This window comes from Pseudomonas sp. PAMC25584, assembly GCF_058135675.1.
Genome location: NZ_CM176870.1, coordinates 3,017,873 through 3,034,521, shown reverse-complemented (window position 1 = coordinate 3,034,521; position 16,649 = coordinate 3,017,873). Strand labels below are relative to the sequence as shown.

The following is a 16,649-nucleotide window of genomic DNA, read 5'->3' as shown; positions in this document are numbered from 1 at the left end:
GGGCGGGGGCGCGACAATTGGCGCTATCATTACGCCCTTGAACCAGACCACGAGATTGTTAATAGATGTCAGAACCCAAAGGCGTAAACGGCTACCTGATCACGCAGCGTGCGGACGGTTGGCACTTGATCAACTTCCACGGAGACAGCGTTGCCGGCTCGTTCGCGACCGAACGCGAAGCTGTTGCGGTAGCCGAAGTGTTTGTAGATGAAGCGGGTCACGCGTCGAGCAAGCGGCCAAAGGGCAAGTAAGCCTGCAAGCCCTGCGCACAAAGCCCCGGTGACCGGGGCTTTTTTGTGTTTGTCATGTACCTACATGGCCGTTCGCTATAATCTTCCGCAAACGCTCCACGACAGTGTCCGCGCACCCCTCCAACATCCTGACGACGACCCCACATGAACAAGATTCTGGCACTCACCGCGGTACTGGCGCTCACCGGCTGCACCACCACCTCTGACGTTTATCTGAAAAACGGTGAACAGGGGCTGACGATCGACTGCTCGGGTGAAGCCAACTCCTGGGCCGGTTGCTATGAAAAGGCCGATGCGTCCTGCGCCGGCACTGGTTATCGCATCGTCGGCACCGAGGGCACGCCCGCCCTGAGCGAAGATGACAAGACCCTGGGCAAAGACGTGGGCAACTTCAAGAGCCGCAGCGTGGTCGTGGTCTGCAAGTAAGCGCTGCGGCCTTACATGTGAATTTCGGCAGACTTGATACCCAGGCTGCGAATCGTCTCGATCAGGTCATCCAGACGCTGGAACGACTCCACTTCATCCTGATCATCCACCAGGAAAAAGCTGCGACCGCCGCTTTTCTTGAAGAATACGATCCACTCTCCCAGATCAGCGGGATTCTGGATGATATGGGTGGCCGAGATCTGACCTTCGGCATGGCGGGCTTTGACGTGTTCACGTTTCATGACAGAGTTCCAGAAAAAGACAAATGCCGCGCAAACCCAGGGTTTGAGCGGCATTTTTTGTAGTGCATGGCCGACAGTTTAACGGATACCCTGCCCGATGAGCACGCCGTCTACTGTTTGACCATAGAGATTGACCCCGTCATTGGCGTGAACTTATGCAGGACGGGACAACACGCAAAAAAAGCCTGACACCGCAATGGCAGGCAGGCTTCTTTATCGGATTCAAGCGTGCCGTGTGAAATGCACCGCCTCAACCGGAAATGCAGTCTTCCCCGGCCTTCTTCACATCGCCAGGACGGATCGGCACATTGGACATGCTCTCGTAGAGCTTTATGCTGCTGCCACTGGAGCGTTCTTCAATCTCGAAAATAGCCGACGGGCCAGTGGAGAATTTCTGCGGCACAATCACCTGCACGCCGTCTTTATGAGGCTCAATCTGCGGCGGCCGGCGGGTAGTCGACAATTTACGCACCACACAGGCGGCATATTCCTGCGGTTTTTTCCCTGAAATGACCGCCAAGGTCGGGGGGGTCTGCTTGATATCTGCAACCGAAGCACACCCAGCTATCGCCAAGGCCAGAACCAACACACTCCACTTCATATAAAACCTCCGATAAAGATCCTACGACAGCGGGGATGGTAATTTTCTCCCGCCCACGTAGGATTTATCTCTGATAACTCGGCAAATAACTGTTTTAAATTGTCGACGTCGTCGACGACGGCCCGATAATAAACGCGCTGGGGCTGATAAACTCTATCTTAACCTACGTATCGTTCTGATTTTTCAGAAAAAGCCCTTCTGGAGACACCCCCCATGAAATTCATCCACCAGCGTGAGCACCTCAACGAGGGAGACATTGTTGTCATCGAATGCTCGCAGACTTGTAATATTCGTCTGATGAGCGATGCGAATTTTCGCAGCTTCAAGAATGGTGGTCGTCACACCTACCACGGCGGCGCATTCGACAAGTTCCCCGCGAAAATCACCGCGCCCAGCACCGGTTTCTGGAACATCACCCTGGACGTTGTGACGCGCCGCGCCATCAGCGTCACCCGCACACCTGCGCTGTCCCACAAGATCCGCATCGTTCGTCGCACCAACAGCAAATTGAGCTGAGCCGAACACTCGACAGGAAAAAAGCTGTGACCACCACCAAATACGTCATCAAGTACAAGCTCAACGGCGAACGCCGCTTTGAGTTTGCTCAACTGCAAAGCAACAGCGTCGAAGAAGCCAAGCAGGTACTGGCGAAGATTCACGACGCCAGCGATGAGATCACTGACATCAACGTGAGCAAGGCGCTGTAAGCCCATGCCCGGCCCGACCGCCGACCTGTTTGCCGAAGACGCCCTGCAACAACCCGCAGGGCGCGAGCAGATTGGCGAACAGTCCCACGTTCTGAGGGGCTATGCCCTGCCCTACGTTGAACATCTTCTGCCAGCGTTGCGGCGTGTGCTGGCTCAGTCGCCGTTTCGGCAAATGGTCACGCCCGGTGGTTTCACCATGTCGGCTGCCCTGAGCAGTTGCGGTGAGCTGGGGTGGACCACCGATCCCAGCGGCTATCGCTACACCGCGCTTGACCCGCGCAGCCGTCAACCCTGGCCAGCCATGCCCGAGACCTTGCGCCAACTGGCGGCACACGCAGCGGCCGACGCCGGGTTCAGCGAGTTTGTACCCGACGCCTGCCTGATCAACCGTTATGTGCCGGGGGCGAAGATGTCGTTGCACCAGGACAAGAACGAACGCTGCTACACCGCGCCGGTGGTTTCCGTGTCGCTGGGGCTGCCGGCGGTCTTCCTGTTCGGCGGCCATGCACGCAGTGACAAGCCGCAAAAAATCTCGTTGTTCCATGGCGATGTGGTGGTGTGGGGCGGGGTCGATCGCCTGCGTTTTCATGGCGTCATGCCGGTCAAGGGCGGCACGCATCCGATCATGGGCGCGCAACGCATCAACCTGACCTTTCGTACCGCCGGCTGATTTGACCGCAAGCTTCAGAGTGCCAGGCCACTGCGACACGACTAATCTGGCCGTGACCCGTCATGAGAACAGCCAATGAATAACGAACATGACCCCCGTTGGGCGGCAATCCTCGCCCGCGATCCCCAGGCGGATGCGCTGTTTGTCTATGGGGTGAAAACCACCGGCGTGTATTGCCGTCCCAGCAGCGCCTCGCGCTTGCCGCGCCCGGAAAACGTCGAGTTCTTTGATACGCCCCTGGAGGCCGAGACGGCAGGCTATCGCCCAAGCAAACGCGCGACCGGCGACCAGACGCAGCGCGCGGCGCGACACGCCGAGCTTGTCGCCAACGCCTGTCGGCAGATCGAACACGCCGAAACCCCGCCCAGCCTCGACCAACTGGCCCTGCAAGCTGGGTTGAGTCCGTTTCATTTCCATCGGGTGTTCAAGTCAGTCAGCGGTCTCACCCCCAAGGGGTATGCCAGCGCCCAGCGCTCACGCAAAGTGCGTGAGGGGCTCAAGGGACGCAACACGGTGACCGACGTGCTGTATGACGCAGGCTTCAATTCCAACAGCCGCTTCTATGAATCGGCGGATCAACTGCTTGGCATGAAGCCAAGCGATTACAAAGCCGGCGGCACGAATACTCACATCCATTTTGCCGTCGGCCAGTGTTCCCTCGGCGCGATTCTGGTGGCGCAAAGTCATCGCGGCGTGTGCGCGATCCTCCTGGGCGACGAACCGGACGCGCTGGTGCGTGACCTGCAGGACCAATTCCCCAAGGCCGAACTGCTCGGCGCCGACCCGGCCTTCGAACAGTTGGTCGCCCAGGTGGTGGGTTTTATAGAAGCCCCCGCCCTGGGCCTGGACTTACCGCTGGATCTGCGCGGCACGGCCTTTCAGGAACGGGTGTGGCAGGCCTTGCGCGACATCCCGGTGGGCAGCACCGCCAGCTATGCGCAGATCGCCGAACGAATTGGCGCGCCCACATCCTTTCGTGCCGTGGCCCAGGCCTGTGGCGCTAACCGCCTGGCAGTCGCCATTCCGTGCCACCGGGTAGTGCGCAGTAACGGCGACTTGTCGGGCTACCGATGGGGCGTGGAACGCAAACGCCTGTTACTGGAGCGCGAGCGCGACGTCTAAAACAACGGGGCGCCACTGCACGAAACTCAGGCCGCGTCCAGTGAATAAAACAGACTGGCCGGGTGCCAAGTGCCCTGCTAAAACAACGAAAAATCTTACTACCGCTGGAGACGCATCCCATGAGCACCTGGCCAGACACGCGCATTCTCGACCTGTTGGGCATCGATGTGCCGATCATCCAGGCGCCCATGGCCGGTGCGACCACTGCGCAAATGGTCATCGCCGCCAACGAGGCCGGCGCGCTTGGCTCGATGCCGGCAGCGGCGCTGAGTATCGAGCAATTGCGCGAGGCTTTGGCCACTGTCCGCAAGGCCAGCACGCGGCCAATCAATGTGAATTTCTTCTGCCACCAACCGCCCGAAGCGGACGAAGCGGACGAAGCGCGTGATCGGCGCTGGAAGGACCTGCTGCAACCCTACTACCGCGAACTGGGCGCCGACTTTGATGCGCCGACGCCAGTAACCAACCGTGCACCGTTCAACGAAGACGCCTGCCAAGTCGTCGAAGCATTTCGCCCTGAGGTGGTCAGTTTCCATTTTGGCTTGCCGGAAAAGTCCCTGCTCGACCGCGTCAAAGCGACCGGCGCCAAGGTACTTTCGTCGGCCACAACCGTCGAAGAGGCGATTTGGCTGGAGCAGCATGGCTGCGACGCGATCATCGCCATGGGCATTGAAGCCGGCGGCCACCGCGGCATGTTTCTCCGCGACGACCTCAATAGCCAGATCGGCTTGATGGCGCTGGTGCCGCAGATCGTCGACGCTGTCAGCGTGCCGGTGATCGCCGCCGGCGGCATCGCTGACGCGCGCGGGATCACCGCCGCCTTCGCTTTGGGCGCCTGCGCCGTGCAGATAGGTACGGCGTACCTGTTCACCCCCGAAGCCACGGTCAGCCCCTCGCACCACCATGCATTGCGCCATGCCCAGGCCAGTGAAACCGCGCTGACCAACCTGTTTACCGGCCGACCGGCGCGGGGCATCGTCAACCGGGTGATGCGTGAGTTGGGCGCGATCAACCCATTGGCCCCGGCATTCCCCAGGGCCGGCGGTGCCTTAATGCCACTCAAGGCCAAGGATGAAGCGGGCTTCAGCAACTTATGGGCAGGCCAGGCGTTGCGCCTGGGTAAAGAGATAGGCACCTATGAGCTGACCCGCGAACTGGCCAAACAAGCGCTGGCGAAGCTCAAATAGACCCAACCGCTGTGGCAACTTTGCACTGTACCGGCAATGGCCAACCGCTATATATTCCCCTACATAGCGGTTGAGCCTTCTACCTATAACAAGCCGTACATTTCCTAAGGAGCTGCTTCATGACGATTCGCGCTTCACGCCTGGCCCCCACCGCCCTGGCCACCCTGATTGCTGCCTGCGCTTTGGGTCCGGCCCACGCCGATGAAGTCCAGGTGGCCGTCGCCGCCAACTTCACCGCACCGATCCAGGCGATTGCCGCCGATTTCGAGAAGGACACCGGTCACACGCTGGTCGCCGCCTACGGCGCCACCGGGCAGTTCTATACCCAGATCAAGAACGGCGCGCCGTTCGACGTGTTCCTCAGTGCCGACGACACCACCGCGCAAAAACTCGAAACCGAAGGCGATGCCGTCAAGGGGTCGCGCTTTACCTACGCCGTGGGCACCTTGGCGTTGTGGTCGGCGAAGGAAGGTTACGTCGACGCGAAAGGTGACGTCCTCAAGAAAAATGAATTCAAGCACCTCTCCATCGCCAACCCGAAAGCCGCGCCTTACGGCCTGGCAGCAACCCAGGTGCTGGCGAAGGAAGGTTTGACCGACAAGGTCAAGGACAAGCTCGTCGAGGGCCAGAACATCACCCAGGCCTATCAGTTTGTGTCCACCGGCAATGCCGAGCTGGGGTTTGTGGCCTTGTCGCAGATCTACAAAGACGGCAAAGTCACCAGCGGTTCGGCGTGGATCGTCCCAGCCTCCATGCACGACCCGATCAAACAGGACGCGGTGATCCTCAACAAGGGCAAAGACAGCGCCGCTGCCAAGGCGCTGGTCGAGTACCTAAAAGGACCGAAAGCCGCTGCCGTTATCAAGTCCTACGGTTACGAGCTCTAAATGCCGCTATCGAGTGCCGATTTTTCCGCGATCTGGTTGACCATCAAACTGGCGTCACTGACCACGGTGATCCTACTGGTCATCGGCACTCCGATTGCCCTGTGGCTGTCGCGCACCCGCTCGTGGTGGCGCGGGCCTATCGGCGCGGTGGTCGCCCTGCCGTTGGTGCTGCCGCCCACGGTCATCGGCTTCTACCTGCTGCTGACGATGGGGCCCCATGGTTACTTCGGCCAGTTCACCCAATGGCTGGGCCTGGGCACCCTGACCTTCAGTTTCGCCGGGCTGGTGATCGGTTCGGTGATCTATTCCATGCCGTTCGTGGTGCAGCCGTTGCAAAACGCCTTCTCCGCCATCGGTACACGCCCATTGGAAGTGGCCGCGACCTTGCGCGCCAATCCCTGGGACACATTCTTCAGCGTGATCCTACCCCTGGCCCGCCCGGGGTTTATCACTGCGTCGATTCTGGGTTTTGCGCATACCGTCGGCGAGTTCGGCGTGGTGCTGATGATCGGCGGCAATATCCCGGACAAGACCCGGGTCGTCTCGGTGCAGATCTACGACCATGTCGAAGCGATGGAGTATGCCCAAGCGCACTGGTTGGCCGGCGCCATGGTGGTGTTCGCGTTCCTCGTGTTGCTGGCGCTCTACTCCCGCCGTACCACCAAGATGGGCTGGAGCTGATGTCGATGATTGACGTGCGCCTGCACCTTGAGTATTCCGCCTTTGCCCTGGAGGTGGACCTGCATCTGCCCGGGCGTGGCGTCACCGCCCTGTATGGGCATTCCGGCTCCGGCAAGACCACCTGCCTGCGCTGCATTGCCGGGCTGGAACGTGCTGCGGACGGGTTTGTCCAGGTCAACGATGAAGTCTGGCAAGACAGCCGCAGCGGGCTGTTCGTGCCGCCGCATAAACGTGCGCTGGGCTATGTGTTCCAGGAGGCGAGCCTGTTCCCCCATCTGTCGGTGCGGGCCAATCTGGAATTCGGCCTAAAGCGCATCCCGCGTGCGCAACGTCGCGTCGACATGGCCCAGGCCACCGAACTGCTCGGCATCGGTCACCTGCTTGAGCGGCATCCGCAGCACTTGTCCGGCGGCGAGCGCCAGCGCATCGGGATCGCCCGCGCGTTACTGACCAGCCCGCGCCTGTTGTTGATGGACGAGCCGCTGGCCGCCCTCGACAGTAAACGCAAGAGCGAAATCCTGCCGTACCTGGAACGCCTGCACGACGAACTGGACATCCCGGTGCTCTACGTCAGCCATGCCCAGGACGAGGTGGCGCGCCTGGCCGATCACATCGTGTTGCTCCGCGAGGGCAAGGCCCTGGCCAGCGGCCCCATCGGTGAAACTCTGGCGCGACTGGATTTGCCCTTGGCGTTGGGCGACGACGCGGGGGTGGTCATCAGTGGCACGGTGAGCGCTTACGACGCGCACTATCAGTTGCTGAGCCTGCAACTGCCCGGCAGCGCCTTACACATGCGTGTCGCCCATGCCCCGCTGGCCTTGGGCAAAGCCTTGCGAATCAAGGTCCAGGCGCGGGATGTGAGCCTCAATGTGCAGGCGGAAGAACACAGCAGCATCCTCAATCGCCTGCCGGTGACGGTCATCCAGGAGATTGCGGCGGACAACAACGCCCACGTGCTGGTGCGCCTCGATGCGGGCGGCACGCCGCTGCTGGCACGGATCACCCGCTTCTCCCGCGACCAGTTGCAACTGCACCCCGGCCAGACGCTATGGGCACAAATAAAAGCAGTGGCGGTGCTGGCGTAAGCCACGAAACCCTTTTGGCACGAGCGCGCCCCGCTGCGGTCAGTCAGGCATACCGGCCTGATTTGTTGCCAAGGAATGCGCGCCATGCCCGATTTTGCATCGGCCGCCGACTTGCTGAACAAAACCAAGGTGGGTTAGCCTCTGCATCCCTTCTGATTTACCGGACGACCGCCGGCGTGAACCGCTAAGCCTTCCAAAATGTATCTGCAACGAGCCGCCTGGCGTGCTTGTTGGCCTGTTCGACATTTTTTTGGAGGTGCTGATGACTGACGTCAACCGGCTGCCCGTACTGGTTTCCCTGCAACACCTGTCCTTCCAGTTCGCCGATGGCGAAACCCTGCTGGACGACCTGAACCTGTCCATTGACCACACGCCCACTGGCATTGTCGGCCGCAATGGGCGCGGCAAAAGTATTCTGGCCAGGTTGATTGCCGGGAGGCTGGCGCCCACTTCCGGCAGCCGCGAGGGTTCTGCCAGCGTCGTGTATGTGCCGCAAACCCTGGTTATCGAGCCTGGCGACAGTATCGCCCACGTCACCGGCATCGCCCAGGCATTGGCCGCGCTTGAGCGCATGGCCCACGGCGCCGCTCGGGCCGACGACCTGGAACTGATCGACGATCGCTGGGACCTGGCCGAGCGTTTGCGCACCGCGCTGGATGTGGCGGGGCTGCAAGCACTTCATGCGCACACCCCAGCCCATCACCTCAGCGGTGGTCAGTTGGCCAGGGTTGCGCTGATAGGTGCGTTGTTGGCCTGTCCTCAGTTGCTGATTCTCGATGAGCCGACCAATCACCTCGACAGCGCCGGGCGTGATTGGCTGCTGCAGGTGCTGGGTGACTGGCGCGGCGGCCTGGTGGTGGTCAGCCATGATCGGCAACTGCTCAATGCCATGGGTCGCATTATCGAACTGTCGACCCTTGGCGCGCGGGCGTATGGCGGCAACTACGAAACCTATCGACAACAGCGCGATACGCAGCAGCACGCGGCTATCGCCGCCTGGGAGCACGCCCGCCTGGAGCGCATCCGCGAGCGTCGGCGCCTGCAAAAAGACCACGACAGCCTGCAACGTAGCGCTGCCCGTTCACGCAAGCACGCTGAAACCGCGAATGTCGACCGCTTCACCAAGGCCCGCTGGAAAGGCGCCGCCACGCAAATCGTCGGCACGGTGCGCGGTGCCCATCGCGAACACAACGCCCGGCTGGAGGCGCAAGTGCGTCAAGCCTACGAAGGCGTGGCGGATCAGACGCCGACGCTGCTGGCCTTGCCCGGCTCGGCGTTGCCCAATGGCCGACAGGTCCTGACCCTGGTCGATGCCGAGCTTCCGTGGCTGGGCGCTCAAACCATCACGCTCAGCCTGATCGGCCCCGTGCGCGTCGCTGTGCGGGGGCCGAATGGTTGTGGCAAGTCGACCTTGCTCAAGCTGTTGGCGGGCCAATGGCCGGCCGTCAGTGGCGAATGCTCGGTGCATGTGCCCAGCGCCTATATCGATCAACACCTGGCCCTGCTGGACAACCAACGCTCCATCGTCGAGCAACTCAACCTGCTCGACACGCCACTGGCCGAGGCTGCGTTGCGTACCCGGTTGGCCTTGCTGCAACTGGACGCCTCACGGGTCACGCAACCGGCGGGCCGGCTCAGCGGCGGCGAACGTTTGAAAGCCGCGATGGCTATCGCCTTGTGGCGCGAGACGCCGGCGCAACTGCTGTTGTTGGATGAGCCCACCAATCACCTGGATCTGGAGTCGATCGTCGCGTTCGAACAGGCGCTGAAGGGATTTACCGGCGCAATGGTGGTGGTGTCACATGACGAGGGGTTCGTGCAGGCGATCGAGCCGACTCATACTTTAGTCTGGCAGAGCACTGGCTGGCGGCTGGTAGCTGTGTGAGATCATTGCGCCGGACATCAAAGCGCCTTACGGTGGTGGCCAGATAATCTCACCGAGGAACCCGGCCCCATGCTGCCTTCGTCCCAAAAGTCCTACGCCAACGCCGGGCTCGCCCATCAACAGCGATGGCGTGGCCGTGTCGGTATGCTGCTGGTGGCCAGCCTGTCGGTGCTGGCGGGGATGACCGATGCCATAGGCTTCATGGCCAGCGGCGACTTTGTCTCATTCATGAGCGGCAACACCACGCGCCTGGCGGTGGCGATCAGCGAAGGCGACCTGGGCCTGACCGGGCGCCTGCTGTTGCTGGTCGCAACCTTCATCGTCGGCAACGCGTTGGGTGTCATGGTCAGCCGTATCAGCCGACGCCACGCCCTGCCCTTGCTGCTGTGCATCGCGACGCTGCTCTGCGCCGGCGCGCTGTGGCCGTTCGACGACATGCTGCCGGCCTTGCTGGCGGCAATTGTGGCGATGGGCATGCTCAATGCCGCCGTCGAAGAAGTGAACGGATTGCCGGTGGGGCTCACCTATGTCACCGGAGCGCTATCACGCTTTGGTCGGGGGCTGGGGCGCTGGCTGCTGGGGGAGCGTCGCAATGGGTGGCGCGTGCAACTGATCCCATGGACGGGGATGTTTATCGGTGCAGTGATCGGTGCGCTGCTGGAGCATCGGATGGGCTTGAGTGCGCTGCTGGTCAGCGGGGCGCTGGCTGCAGTTTTGGGCGTGGTGTCACTGAAGATCCCCCGGCGCTGGCACTTGGGGTACATGCCGCGCTGATAACCAGGGGTGCTCGCCCGACGTTACGGCCTCGACGTCCGTGTACTGGTAAAGAGCCACCACGTCGAGCGAGCGGGTGAATCATAAGACAATGTCCAGCGTCTGTCCCGCCAGGCATGTCCTAAAACCACTAAGGCAACGGATTACAGACAAGTCGCGAGTGCGGCCAAACGACGCTTGGCGACCATAGAGTCATCAGCGGCGTAGTAATGCACGGAGGAACCGGCCCCTGTGCTGCGCACGTCGACAAAGTAGTCGCCGCCGGTGGTGTACACCGTGAAACCACCCGCCTCGATCGGCTCCTTGAAGCCGCCGGCGTCGACACCAAACACCGTCTCGTCCTGCCAGCCGAACTGGACACATTGGGCAACCACCAGCGCAGCCTTGTCCGAAGCCAAGGTCTTGTAGGGCGTGCCGGAGCGTGCCGCGTTCATTTTCGAGCCCGCGCAACCGCCCAGTGCAGCCAGTACCAATGCGCCAATTACCAGTTTCCGCATGCCATCGCTCCTTGGAAAAAAAACGCGACTCTACCATTAGCAGGCGACACTCACGGATTATTACGTCACCCTGTCGCCTACTTACGAGCTCGCTTCTACCTGGAAAACCGATGACACCCAATGCCGAACACTACAACCCATCCACCGACTATGCCGACAAGCTGATCAGCCGCATCGGCCAGACGCCCACGTGGATCGCCAAGCGCATTGGCGTGACGGACAAGCGGATTCGCTACATTCTCGACGGCGAGCGCACGGTGAAAGGCGAAAGTACTCCGATCCAGATGACCTACACCGAGCAGTTTGCGCTGGAGTGCCTGGCGGCCGAGGCCAAGGCGAAAAAGAAGCCGGCGCCGGCCGCAGAATGAATTTAGTTTCACTGTGACAGGGGAACGCGCCATGGATAATGGCCAGGCTCATTTTTAGAAGTTCCCTTCAGCCCGCCCTCCCGCGGGCTTTTTTTCGCCTACGCGTTTAGAGCCACCAGCGAAACAGGTAGAACAACGCCATGCTCAACAGCACGGTGAGCAGCACATTGCGCGTCCAGAACATCAGCGCCACCGCACAGATCCCGGCCAGCAGGTAGGGGTTGGCCGGGCTCAGGTTGAGCCGGTGGTCGGCGAAAAAAATGATCGGCCCACAGATCGCCGTGAGCATGCCCGGTACCGCAAACCCGAGAAACTCCCGCGCACCGCGAGTGAGGCGCACGGGCAGGCGCGGTTCGATAAACAGGTAGCGGTTAAGAAACACAATCAGTCCCATGCCAACAATCATCACGAAGATCATGCCTGCCCTACTCCCAGTCGCTTGCAGGCAAACCCTGCGCTCATGCCCAACACACCCGACACCACCACGGCCGACTCCCATTGCAAGAAGCTCAAGCCCACCGAGCCCAACAGCGCCACCGCCACGCACACCACGGTGGGCACATCGCGCACCACGGGCGTGATCAACGCGATAAAGGTCGCGGCGATCGAGAACTCCAGGCCCAGGTGTTCGAGCCCTGGAATACTCTTGCCCAGGACGATGCCGGCGAGGGTGAACAGGTTCCAGGCGATATAGAACGTCAGGCCAACGCCCAGCGCGTACCAACGGTTGAAGGTTTCGCGGTCGTACTGGCTGACCAGGGCGAAGAACTCATCGGTCATCAGGAAACCCAGGCTCATGCGCCAGCGCGGCTTGAACGTCGACAAGGTGGGACGCAGATGCATGCCGTAGAGCAAATGTTGCGAGGTCAGCAGCAGGGTCGTGAGCAAAATGGAGACCAGGCTGGCGCCGCTCTTGACCATGCCGATTGCCACCAATTGCGCGGCGCCGGCAAAGACGATGGCGGAAAGACCTTGGGCTTCGAGCGGGGAAAAGTGCGCATCAATAGCCATTGAACCGGCCAGCAAGCCCCAGGGCGCGCACGCCAGGGATAGCGGAATGACAGCAATCGCGCCACGGGCGAATGCGTAATGAGGTAAGGCAGTAGGCATGGGAACCGCTCATCGACAGACAGTCGACAAGCATGCCAGCGCCCTGTGCAGGTTGTCTTGAACGATCTTGCTCAGGCCAGCTTGACGGACACCTGCTCCACCGAGTCTCGCGCTTCGCGCAGCTCATAGGCATCCTGGTTGAGGCGGTGGATGGTATTGAGCAAGCGCTGGCGCAGCACTTCATCGCCGAGTTTTTCGACGGCGCGCATCAGATCAAACGCCGCGGTTTCATTATTTTCCGCGACGGAATCGAGGGTCTTGCGCAGGTTGCGAGTGGCACGGGTCACGCGTGGTCTTCCTTCATCAGCTATGGGCAGGCACTTTAGGACATTTGTGTTTCATTTTAATTTCAATCACTTGTGGCGTGTTCCCAGACATTTGATCCATATCAGTTGAAACAGGATTTGACTGTAATATATGGAAATACGTATATTCGAATACACATATAAGCATAGGCCGTGGCCATGTCAGACCCTTTCTCCCCTCCCGCGCTGTTCAAATGCCTGGCCGATGCCACGCGCTTGCGAATGACCCTGTTGGTCCTGCGCGAAGGCGAACTTTGTGTGTGCGAACTGATCCATGCACTTGACAATAGCCAGCCGAAAATCTCCCGCCATCTCGCGCAACTGCGCAGCAGCGGATTGCTGCAGGATCGGCGCCAGGGGCAATGGATCTACTATCGCCTCAATCCGGCACTGCCCGCCTGGGTAACTCAGGTGCTGGACACCACCCTGCAAGCCAACCAGCCATGGTTGCAAAACGACGCGCAGCGTCTTGATGCAATGGGCGACAGACCACAACGAGCCAGCACCTGCTGTTGAACCACCGGAGCGTTTATCCATGCTTGTCGCAATAGCGATTTTTATCTTCACCATCGTCCTGGTCATCTGGCAGCCCAAAGGCCTGGGCGTCGGCTGGAGCGCAACCCTGGGCGCCATCCTCGCGCTGGCCTTCGGCGTGATCAGCCTGGCGGACATCCCGGTGGTGTGGCACATCATCTGGAATGCCACCGGTACCTTTGTCGCGCTGATCGTCATCAGCCTGTTGCTGGATGAGGCTGGATTCTTTGCCTGGGCAGCGTTGCATGTGGCCCGTTGGGGCCGTGGGCGCGGCCGGCGGCTGTTTGCCTATATGGTGCTGCTGGGCGCGCTGGTGTCGGCGCTGTTTGCCAATGACGGCGCGGCACTGATCCTCACGCCCATTGTGATGTCGATGTTGCTGGCGCTGCGTTTTTCCCCGGCGGCGACCCTGGCGTTCGTCATGGGCGCAGGGTTTATCGCCGACACGGCGAGCCTGCCGCTGGTGGTGTCGAACCTGGTGAACATTGTCTCGGCGGACTATTTCAAGATCGGCTTCAATGAATACGCGGCAGTGATGGTGCCGGTCAACCTCGTCAGCGTCGCCGCCACCCTGGCGGTGCTGCTGTGGTTTTTCCGCCGCGATATTCCGCAGACCTACGACCCGGCCGACCTGGCTGACCCGGCCAGCGCCATTCACGACCGCGCCACCTTTCGCGCCGGCTGGTGGGTGCTGGGCATCCTGCTGGTCGGGTGTTTTGCCCTCGAGCCGTTGGGGATTCCCATCAGCGCCATCTCTGCCGCGTGCGCGGTGTTGCTGTTGGTGATCGCCGCCAAAGGCCACAAGATTTCCACGCGCAAAGTGCTCAAGGACGCGCCCTGGCAGATCGTGATTTTTTCCCTGGGCATGTACCTGGTTGTCTACGGGCTGCGCAACGCCGGACTGACCACCTATCTGGCGACCTGGCTCGACACCTTCGCCACCTACGGCGTGTGGGGCGCGGCCATGGGCACCGGGGTGCTGACGGCGTTGCTGTCCTCGGCGATGAACAACCTGCCGACGGTGTTGATCGGTGCGCTGTCCATCGAATCCAGCCATGCCGTCGGCGTGGTCAAGGACGCGATGATCTACGCCAACGTAATCGGCAGCGACCTGGGCCCAAAAATCACGCCCATCGGCAGCCTGGCGACCCTGCTATGGCTGCATATCCTGGCGCGCAAAGGCATCACCATCACCTGGGGTTACTACTTCAAGGTCGGGATTGTACTGACCTTGCCGGTGCTGCTGATCACGCTCGCCGCCCTCGCCTTGCGCCTTAGCCTCTGAAGGACATCCGTCAATGAAAGTCTTGTTCATGTGTACCGCCAACAGCTGCCGGAGCATTTTGTCCGAAGCGATGTTCAACCACCTGGCGCCGCAAGGGTTTCAGGCGGTCAGCTCCGGCAGTTTCCCCAAGGGCCAGGTGCTGCCCCGCAGCCTGAGCACCTTGCAGGCGGCGGGCATCGGCACGCAGGGGTTGTACAGCAAGGGCAACGACGCCTTTGAAGGCAGCCCGCCGGATGTAGTGATCACGGTGTGCGACAAGGCTGCCGGTGAAGCCTGCCCCGTGTATTTCGGCCCGGCGCTGAAGGCACATTGGGGCTTGGAAGATCCTTCGGATGTCGACGGTGACGAGGCAAACATCCAAGCCGCCTTCGACGCCACGTTGCGCACCATCGCCACGCGCTGCCGGGCGTTTTTCGCCCTGCCCTTTGCCGATCTCGACCCTGGCGAACTGCAAGCAGAACTCAAGCGCATTGCGCTATTGCAGGCGGAGCAAGCATGACCACCCTGCCCAATCTGGACGCGTCGTTAATCACTTCACGCGCTGTCGAAACGCGTCAGCTCCCGCGCATTCTGCTGCTCTATGGATCGACCCGCGAACGCTCGTTCAGCCGCCTGCTGGTGGAAGAGTCCGCGCGTCTCTTGCAACACTTCGGCGCGCAAACGCGCATCTTCAACCCGAGCGGTTTGCCATTACCCGATGATGCTCCGCGTGAGCATCCCAAAGTGCAGGAGCTGTTGGAGCTGATGCAATGGTCGGAAGGCCAGGTCTGGTGCTCCCCTGAACGACACGGTTCGATGTCGGCGGTGTTCAAGGCACAAATCGACTGGGTGCCGCTGTCCTTGGGCGCGGTCCGCCCGACCCAAGGCAAGACCCTGGCGGTGATGCAAGTGTGCGGCGGCTCCCAGTCGTTCAACACGGTCAACCAACTGCGCGTACTCGGCCGGTGGATGCGTATGTTCACCATCCCCAATCAATCCTCAGTGCCCAAGGCGTTCATGGAGTTCGATGATCAGGACCGCATGAAACCCTCGGCGCTCTATGATCGCGTTGTCGACGTGATGGAAGAACTGGTGAAGTTCACCGTGCTGCTGCGTGATCGCCCGGACTTGGTAGACCGCTACTCGGAGCGCAAGGAAAGCGCGGATGAACTGTCGCAACGGGTCAATCAACGGTCGATCTGAGCCCTGCTGACGGCGTATGCTCACGTCCATCCCGTGACTGAGCCGACCCCATGAGCACCCTGCAACACGCCTGGCTGGGCAACTACGAAATCAACAGCGTCCATTGCACCGGCCTGACCTTTGCCCGCCACAGCCATGACGAATGCGTGATCGGCGTGAACCTTGTAGGCTAGGAAAAAGTGTGGCTGGACCGCCAGGAGTTCGCGGCCGGGCCAGGGTCCATCACCCTGTATAACCCAGGGCAGATTCAGGGCGGCGGTGCGGCGGACGGAGCGCCCTGGCAGTTTGTCAGCCTCTACGTCAGCGCGAACCAATTGGCATGCGACCTGGGGCTGGCGCATGTAGAGTTCGATCGATCGCTGTGTTTCCAGCCGGATCTCGCACGGCGCCTGGCGGTTGTGGCGAAGGGCGCATCTAGCGGCGACGCGCGGGTCCGTGAGTTGAACGAAGACGCCTTGGTTGTATTGCTGGGCGAAGTGGTCAGCCTCAGCGGCGTGCGCGTGCCCGCCAGCGCGACAGCCGGTAAAAGCCTGATCGGTCGCGCCCAGGAAATGCTTGCCGAACAGTTGCATCAATCGCTGCCCCTGGACCACCTCGGCGAGGCGCTGGGGTTGTCCAAATTCCACCTGCTACGCACCTTTCAAAAAGAGACCGGGCTCAGCCCTCGTCAGTGGGCCATGCAATTGCGCACGCGCCGCGCCAAAGGCCTATTGCGCAATGGGATGGCGGCCGGCGAGGTCGCCCATCAGCTCGGTTTTGTCGACCAAAGCCACCTCAACCGGCATTTTCGCGCTGCCTATGGCATCACGCCTGGCCGCTATCAAAGTGTGGCGAAACGCTGAATAGCACA

At 61.2% G+C, this 16,649-nt stretch carries 23 protein-coding genes and 1 pseudogene; 18 read left to right on the top strand and 6 right to left on the bottom strand.

Features of this window, described 5'->3' with window-relative positions:
* Window positions 1–65: 65 nt before the first annotated feature.
* Together ACS5Q8_RS13905 and ACS5Q8_RS13900 are read left to right on the top strand one after the other, a co-directional pair.
* Window positions 66–251, top strand: a complete 186-nt coding sequence (locus tag ACS5Q8_RS13905) for a hypothetical protein (protein ID WP_247402407.1) — start codon at window positions 66–68, stop codon at window positions 249–251.
* A 144-nt stretch (window positions 252–395) separates the two neighbouring features.
* Complete coding sequence (locus ACS5Q8_RS13900) at window positions 396–677, top strand: YgdI/YgdR family lipoprotein (protein WP_247402404.1); 282 nt, start codon at window positions 396–398, stop codon at window positions 675–677.
* 11 nt (window positions 678–688) lie between these two features.
* On the opposite strand, the gene ACS5Q8_RS13895 is transcribed toward ACS5Q8_RS13900, so the two are convergent.
* Together ACS5Q8_RS13895 and ACS5Q8_RS13890 are read right to left on the bottom strand one after the other, a co-directional pair.
* Window positions 689–919: a hypothetical protein gene (locus ACS5Q8_RS13895; RefSeq protein WP_276192897.1), complete on the bottom strand. Its 231-nt coding sequence runs from the start codon at window positions 917–919 to the stop codon at window positions 689–691.
* Between the two features lie 250 nt (window positions 920–1,169).
* Window positions 1,170–1,520, bottom strand: a complete 351-nt coding sequence (locus tag ACS5Q8_RS13890; protein ID WP_276192896.1) for a hypothetical protein — start codon at window positions 1,518–1,520, stop codon at window positions 1,170–1,172.
* A 213-nt stretch (window positions 1,521–1,733) separates the two neighbouring features.
* On the opposite strand from ACS5Q8_RS13890, the gene ACS5Q8_RS13885 reads away from it, so the two are divergent.
* The 10 genes from ACS5Q8_RS13885 to ACS5Q8_RS13840 all read left to right on the top strand — a co-directional run bounded on the left by ACS5Q8_RS13885 (window position 1,734) and on the right by ACS5Q8_RS13840 (window position 10,518).
* Complete coding sequence (locus tag ACS5Q8_RS13885) at window positions 1,734–2,036, top strand: DUF1883 domain-containing protein (RefSeq protein ID WP_247402396.1); 303 nt, start codon at window positions 1,734–1,736, stop codon at window positions 2,034–2,036.
* Between the two features lie 26 nt (window positions 2,037–2,062).
* Window positions 2,063–2,227: a hypothetical protein gene (locus ACS5Q8_RS13880; RefSeq protein ID WP_276192894.1), complete on the top strand. Its 165-nt coding sequence runs from the start codon at window positions 2,063–2,065 to the stop codon at window positions 2,225–2,227.
* Window positions 2,228–2,231: 4 nt separating this feature from the next.
* Window positions 2,232–2,897, top strand: coding sequence for a DNA oxidative demethylase AlkB (alkB, locus tag ACS5Q8_RS13875; RefSeq protein ID WP_443697383.1), 666 nt, complete (start codon window positions 2,232–2,234; stop codon window positions 2,895–2,897).
* Between the two features lie 75 nt (window positions 2,898–2,972).
* Window positions 2,973–4,019, top strand: a complete 1,047-nt coding sequence (ada, locus tag ACS5Q8_RS13870; RefSeq protein WP_443697384.1) for a bifunctional DNA-binding transcriptional regulator/O6-methylguanine-DNA methyltransferase Ada — start codon at window positions 2,973–2,975, stop codon at window positions 4,017–4,019.
* Between the two features lie 119 nt (window positions 4,020–4,138).
* Window positions 4,139–5,206, top strand: a complete 1,068-nt coding sequence (locus tag ACS5Q8_RS13865; RefSeq protein WP_465160320.1) for an NAD(P)H-dependent flavin oxidoreductase — start codon at window positions 4,139–4,141, stop codon at window positions 5,204–5,206.
* 119 nt (window positions 5,207–5,325) lie between these two features.
* The gene (gene modA, locus ACS5Q8_RS13860; protein WP_443699501.1) at window positions 5,326–6,093 is read left to right on the top strand and encodes a molybdate ABC transporter substrate-binding protein; all 768 of its coding nucleotides are present in this window, start codon (window positions 5,326–5,328) and stop codon (window positions 6,091–6,093) included.
* Window positions 6,094–6,774 carry a molybdate ABC transporter permease subunit gene (gene modB, locus ACS5Q8_RS13855; protein WP_276192889.1) on the top strand — a complete coding sequence of 227 codons (681 nt, stop codon included), beginning with the start codon at window positions 6,094–6,096 and terminating at the stop codon, window positions 6,772–6,774.
* 5 nt (window positions 6,775–6,779) lie between these two features.
* Entirely contained in the window at window positions 6,780–7,859 is a 1,080-nt protein-coding gene (gene modC / locus ACS5Q8_RS13850) for a molybdenum ABC transporter ATP-binding protein (RefSeq protein WP_443699809.1), read from the top strand.
* A gap of 262 nt (window positions 7,860–8,121) precedes the next feature.
* Window positions 8,122–9,744 (top strand): ABC-F family ATP-binding cassette domain-containing protein, encoded by a 1,623-nt coding sequence (locus ACS5Q8_RS13845; protein WP_465160318.1) that lies wholly within the window; start codon window positions 8,122–8,124, stop codon window positions 9,742–9,744.
* A 69-nt stretch (window positions 9,745–9,813) separates the two neighbouring features.
* On the top strand, window positions 9,814–10,518 hold the full coding sequence (locus tag ACS5Q8_RS13840) for a YoaK family protein (protein WP_276192886.1): 705 nt from the start codon (window positions 9,814–9,816) through the stop codon (window positions 10,516–10,518).
* 143 nt (window positions 10,519–10,661) lie between these two features.
* Here ACS5Q8_RS13840 and ACS5Q8_RS13835 read toward each other — a convergent pair whose 3' ends face one another.
* A complete protein-coding gene (locus ACS5Q8_RS13835; protein WP_276192885.1) occupies window positions 10,662–11,015 on the bottom strand; it encodes a hypothetical protein in 354 nt (117 codons plus the stop codon).
* Window positions 11,016–11,125: 110 nt separating this feature from the next.
* Between ACS5Q8_RS13835 and ACS5Q8_RS13830 the strand changes: the two genes are divergently transcribed.
* Window positions 11,126–11,383 carry a hypothetical protein gene (locus ACS5Q8_RS13830; protein ID WP_247405364.1) on the top strand — a complete coding sequence of 86 codons (258 nt, stop codon included), beginning with the start codon at window positions 11,126–11,128 and terminating at the stop codon, window positions 11,381–11,383.
* A gap of 106 nt (window positions 11,384–11,489) precedes the next feature.
* On the opposite strand, the gene ACS5Q8_RS13825 is transcribed toward ACS5Q8_RS13830, so the two are convergent.
* The 3 genes from ACS5Q8_RS13825 to ACS5Q8_RS13815 form a co-directional block, all read right to left on the bottom strand.
* Window positions 11,490–11,801: an AzlD domain-containing protein gene (locus tag ACS5Q8_RS13825; protein WP_276192884.1), complete on the bottom strand. Its 312-nt coding sequence runs from the start codon at window positions 11,799–11,801 to the stop codon at window positions 11,490–11,492.
* Window positions 11,798–12,493, bottom strand: a complete 696-nt coding sequence (locus ACS5Q8_RS13820) for an AzlC family ABC transporter permease (RefSeq protein WP_426099743.1) — start codon at window positions 12,491–12,493, stop codon at window positions 11,798–11,800. Before ACS5Q8_RS13820 ends, ACS5Q8_RS13825 begins: the two co-directional genes overlap by 4 nt.
* A gap of 71 nt (window positions 12,494–12,564) precedes the next feature.
* The gene (locus tag ACS5Q8_RS13815) at window positions 12,565–12,780 is read right to left on the bottom strand and encodes a hypothetical protein (RefSeq protein ID WP_003191339.1); all 216 of its coding nucleotides are present in this window, start codon (window positions 12,778–12,780) and stop codon (window positions 12,565–12,567) included.
* Window positions 12,781–12,957: 177 nt separating this feature from the next.
* Between ACS5Q8_RS13815 and ACS5Q8_RS13810 the strand changes: the two genes are divergently transcribed.
* From ACS5Q8_RS13810 to ACS5Q8_RS13790, 5 genes and pseudogenes are all read left to right on the top strand, one after another.
* Window positions 12,958–13,314 carry a metalloregulator ArsR/SmtB family transcription factor gene (locus ACS5Q8_RS13810; protein ID WP_276192880.1) on the top strand — a complete coding sequence of 119 codons (357 nt, stop codon included), beginning with the start codon at window positions 12,958–12,960 and terminating at the stop codon, window positions 13,312–13,314.
* Window positions 13,315–13,333: 19 nt separating this feature from the next.
* Window positions 13,334–14,617, top strand: a complete 1,284-nt coding sequence (locus ACS5Q8_RS13805) for an arsenic transporter (protein ID WP_276192879.1) — start codon at window positions 13,334–13,336, stop codon at window positions 14,615–14,617.
* A gap of 13 nt (window positions 14,618–14,630) precedes the next feature.
* Window positions 14,631–15,116 carry an arsenate reductase ArsC gene (locus ACS5Q8_RS13800; protein ID WP_465160317.1) on the top strand — a complete coding sequence of 162 codons (486 nt, stop codon included), beginning with the start codon at window positions 14,631–14,633 and terminating at the stop codon, window positions 15,114–15,116.
* The gene (gene arsH, locus ACS5Q8_RS13795) at window positions 15,113–15,799 is read left to right on the top strand and encodes an arsenical resistance protein ArsH (RefSeq protein ID WP_465160316.1); all 687 of its coding nucleotides are present in this window, start codon (window positions 15,113–15,115) and stop codon (window positions 15,797–15,799) included. The genes ACS5Q8_RS13800 and arsH overlap by 4 nt, the downstream gene beginning before the upstream one ends.
* 50 nt (window positions 15,800–15,849) lie before the next feature.
* A pseudogene (locus tag ACS5Q8_RS13790) lies at window positions 15,850–16,641 on the top strand (AraC family transcriptional regulator).
* Window positions 16,642–16,649: the final 8 nt, after the last annotated feature.

What these genes read in the sequence shown, in the direction of transcription:
- ACS5Q8_RS13905 (WP_247402407.1), top strand. Translation starts at nt 66, where the DNA reads ATGTCAGAACCCAAAGGCGTAAACGGCTACCTGATCACGCAGCGTGCG.
- ACS5Q8_RS13900 (WP_247402404.1), top strand. Translation starts at nt 396, where the DNA reads ATGAACAAGATTCTGGCACTCACCGCGGTACTGGCGCTCACCGGCTGC.
- ACS5Q8_RS13895 (WP_276192897.1), bottom strand. Translation starts at nt 919, where the DNA reads ATGAAACGTGAACACGTCAAAGCCCGCCATGCCGAAGGTCAGATCTCG.
- ACS5Q8_RS13890 (WP_276192896.1), bottom strand. Translation starts at nt 1,520, where the DNA reads ATGAAGTGGAGTGTGTTGGTTCTGGCCTTGGCGATAGCTGGGTGTGCT.
- ACS5Q8_RS13885 (WP_247402396.1), top strand. Translation starts at nt 1,734, where the DNA reads ATGAAATTCATCCACCAGCGTGAGCACCTCAACGAGGGAGACATTGTT.
- alkB (WP_443697383.1), top strand. Translation starts at nt 2,232, where the DNA reads ATGCCCGGCCCGACCGCCGACCTGTTTGCCGAAGACGCCCTGCAACAA.
- ada (WP_443697384.1), top strand. Translation starts at nt 2,973, where the DNA reads ATGAATAACGAACATGACCCCCGTTGGGCGGCAATCCTCGCCCGCGAT.
- ACS5Q8_RS13865 (WP_465160320.1), top strand. Translation starts at nt 4,139, where the DNA reads ATGAGCACCTGGCCAGACACGCGCATTCTCGACCTGTTGGGCATCGAT.
- modA (WP_443699501.1), top strand. Translation starts at nt 5,326, where the DNA reads ATGACGATTCGCGCTTCACGCCTGGCCCCCACCGCCCTGGCCACCCTG.
- modB (WP_276192889.1), top strand. Translation starts at nt 6,094, where the DNA reads ATGCCGCTATCGAGTGCCGATTTTTCCGCGATCTGGTTGACCATCAAA.
- modC (WP_443699809.1), top strand. Translation starts at nt 6,780, where the DNA reads ATGATTGACGTGCGCCTGCACCTTGAGTATTCCGCCTTTGCCCTGGAG.
- ACS5Q8_RS13845 (WP_465160318.1), top strand. Translation starts at nt 8,122, where the DNA reads ATGACTGACGTCAACCGGCTGCCCGTACTGGTTTCCCTGCAACACCTG.
- ACS5Q8_RS13840 (WP_276192886.1), top strand. Translation starts at nt 9,814, where the DNA reads ATGCTGCCTTCGTCCCAAAAGTCCTACGCCAACGCCGGGCTCGCCCAT.
- ACS5Q8_RS13835 (WP_276192885.1), bottom strand. Translation starts at nt 11,015, where the DNA reads ATGCGGAAACTGGTAATTGGCGCATTGGTACTGGCTGCACTGGGCGGT.
- ACS5Q8_RS13830 (WP_247405364.1), top strand. Translation starts at nt 11,126, where the DNA reads ATGACACCCAATGCCGAACACTACAACCCATCCACCGACTATGCCGAC.
- ACS5Q8_RS13825 (WP_276192884.1), bottom strand. Translation starts at nt 11,801, where the DNA reads ATGATCTTCGTGATGATTGTTGGCATGGGACTGATTGTGTTTCTTAAC.
- ACS5Q8_RS13820 (WP_426099743.1), bottom strand. Translation starts at nt 12,493, where the DNA reads ATGCCTACTGCCTTACCTCATTACGCATTCGCCCGTGGCGCGATTGCT.
- ACS5Q8_RS13810 (WP_276192880.1), top strand. Translation starts at nt 12,958, where the DNA reads ATGTCAGACCCTTTCTCCCCTCCCGCGCTGTTCAAATGCCTGGCCGAT.
- ACS5Q8_RS13805 (WP_276192879.1), top strand. Translation starts at nt 13,334, where the DNA reads ATGCTTGTCGCAATAGCGATTTTTATCTTCACCATCGTCCTGGTCATC.
- ACS5Q8_RS13800 (WP_465160317.1), top strand. Translation starts at nt 14,631, where the DNA reads ATGAAAGTCTTGTTCATGTGTACCGCCAACAGCTGCCGGAGCATTTTG.
- arsH (WP_465160316.1), top strand. Translation starts at nt 15,113, where the DNA reads ATGACCACCCTGCCCAATCTGGACGCGTCGTTAATCACTTCACGCGCT.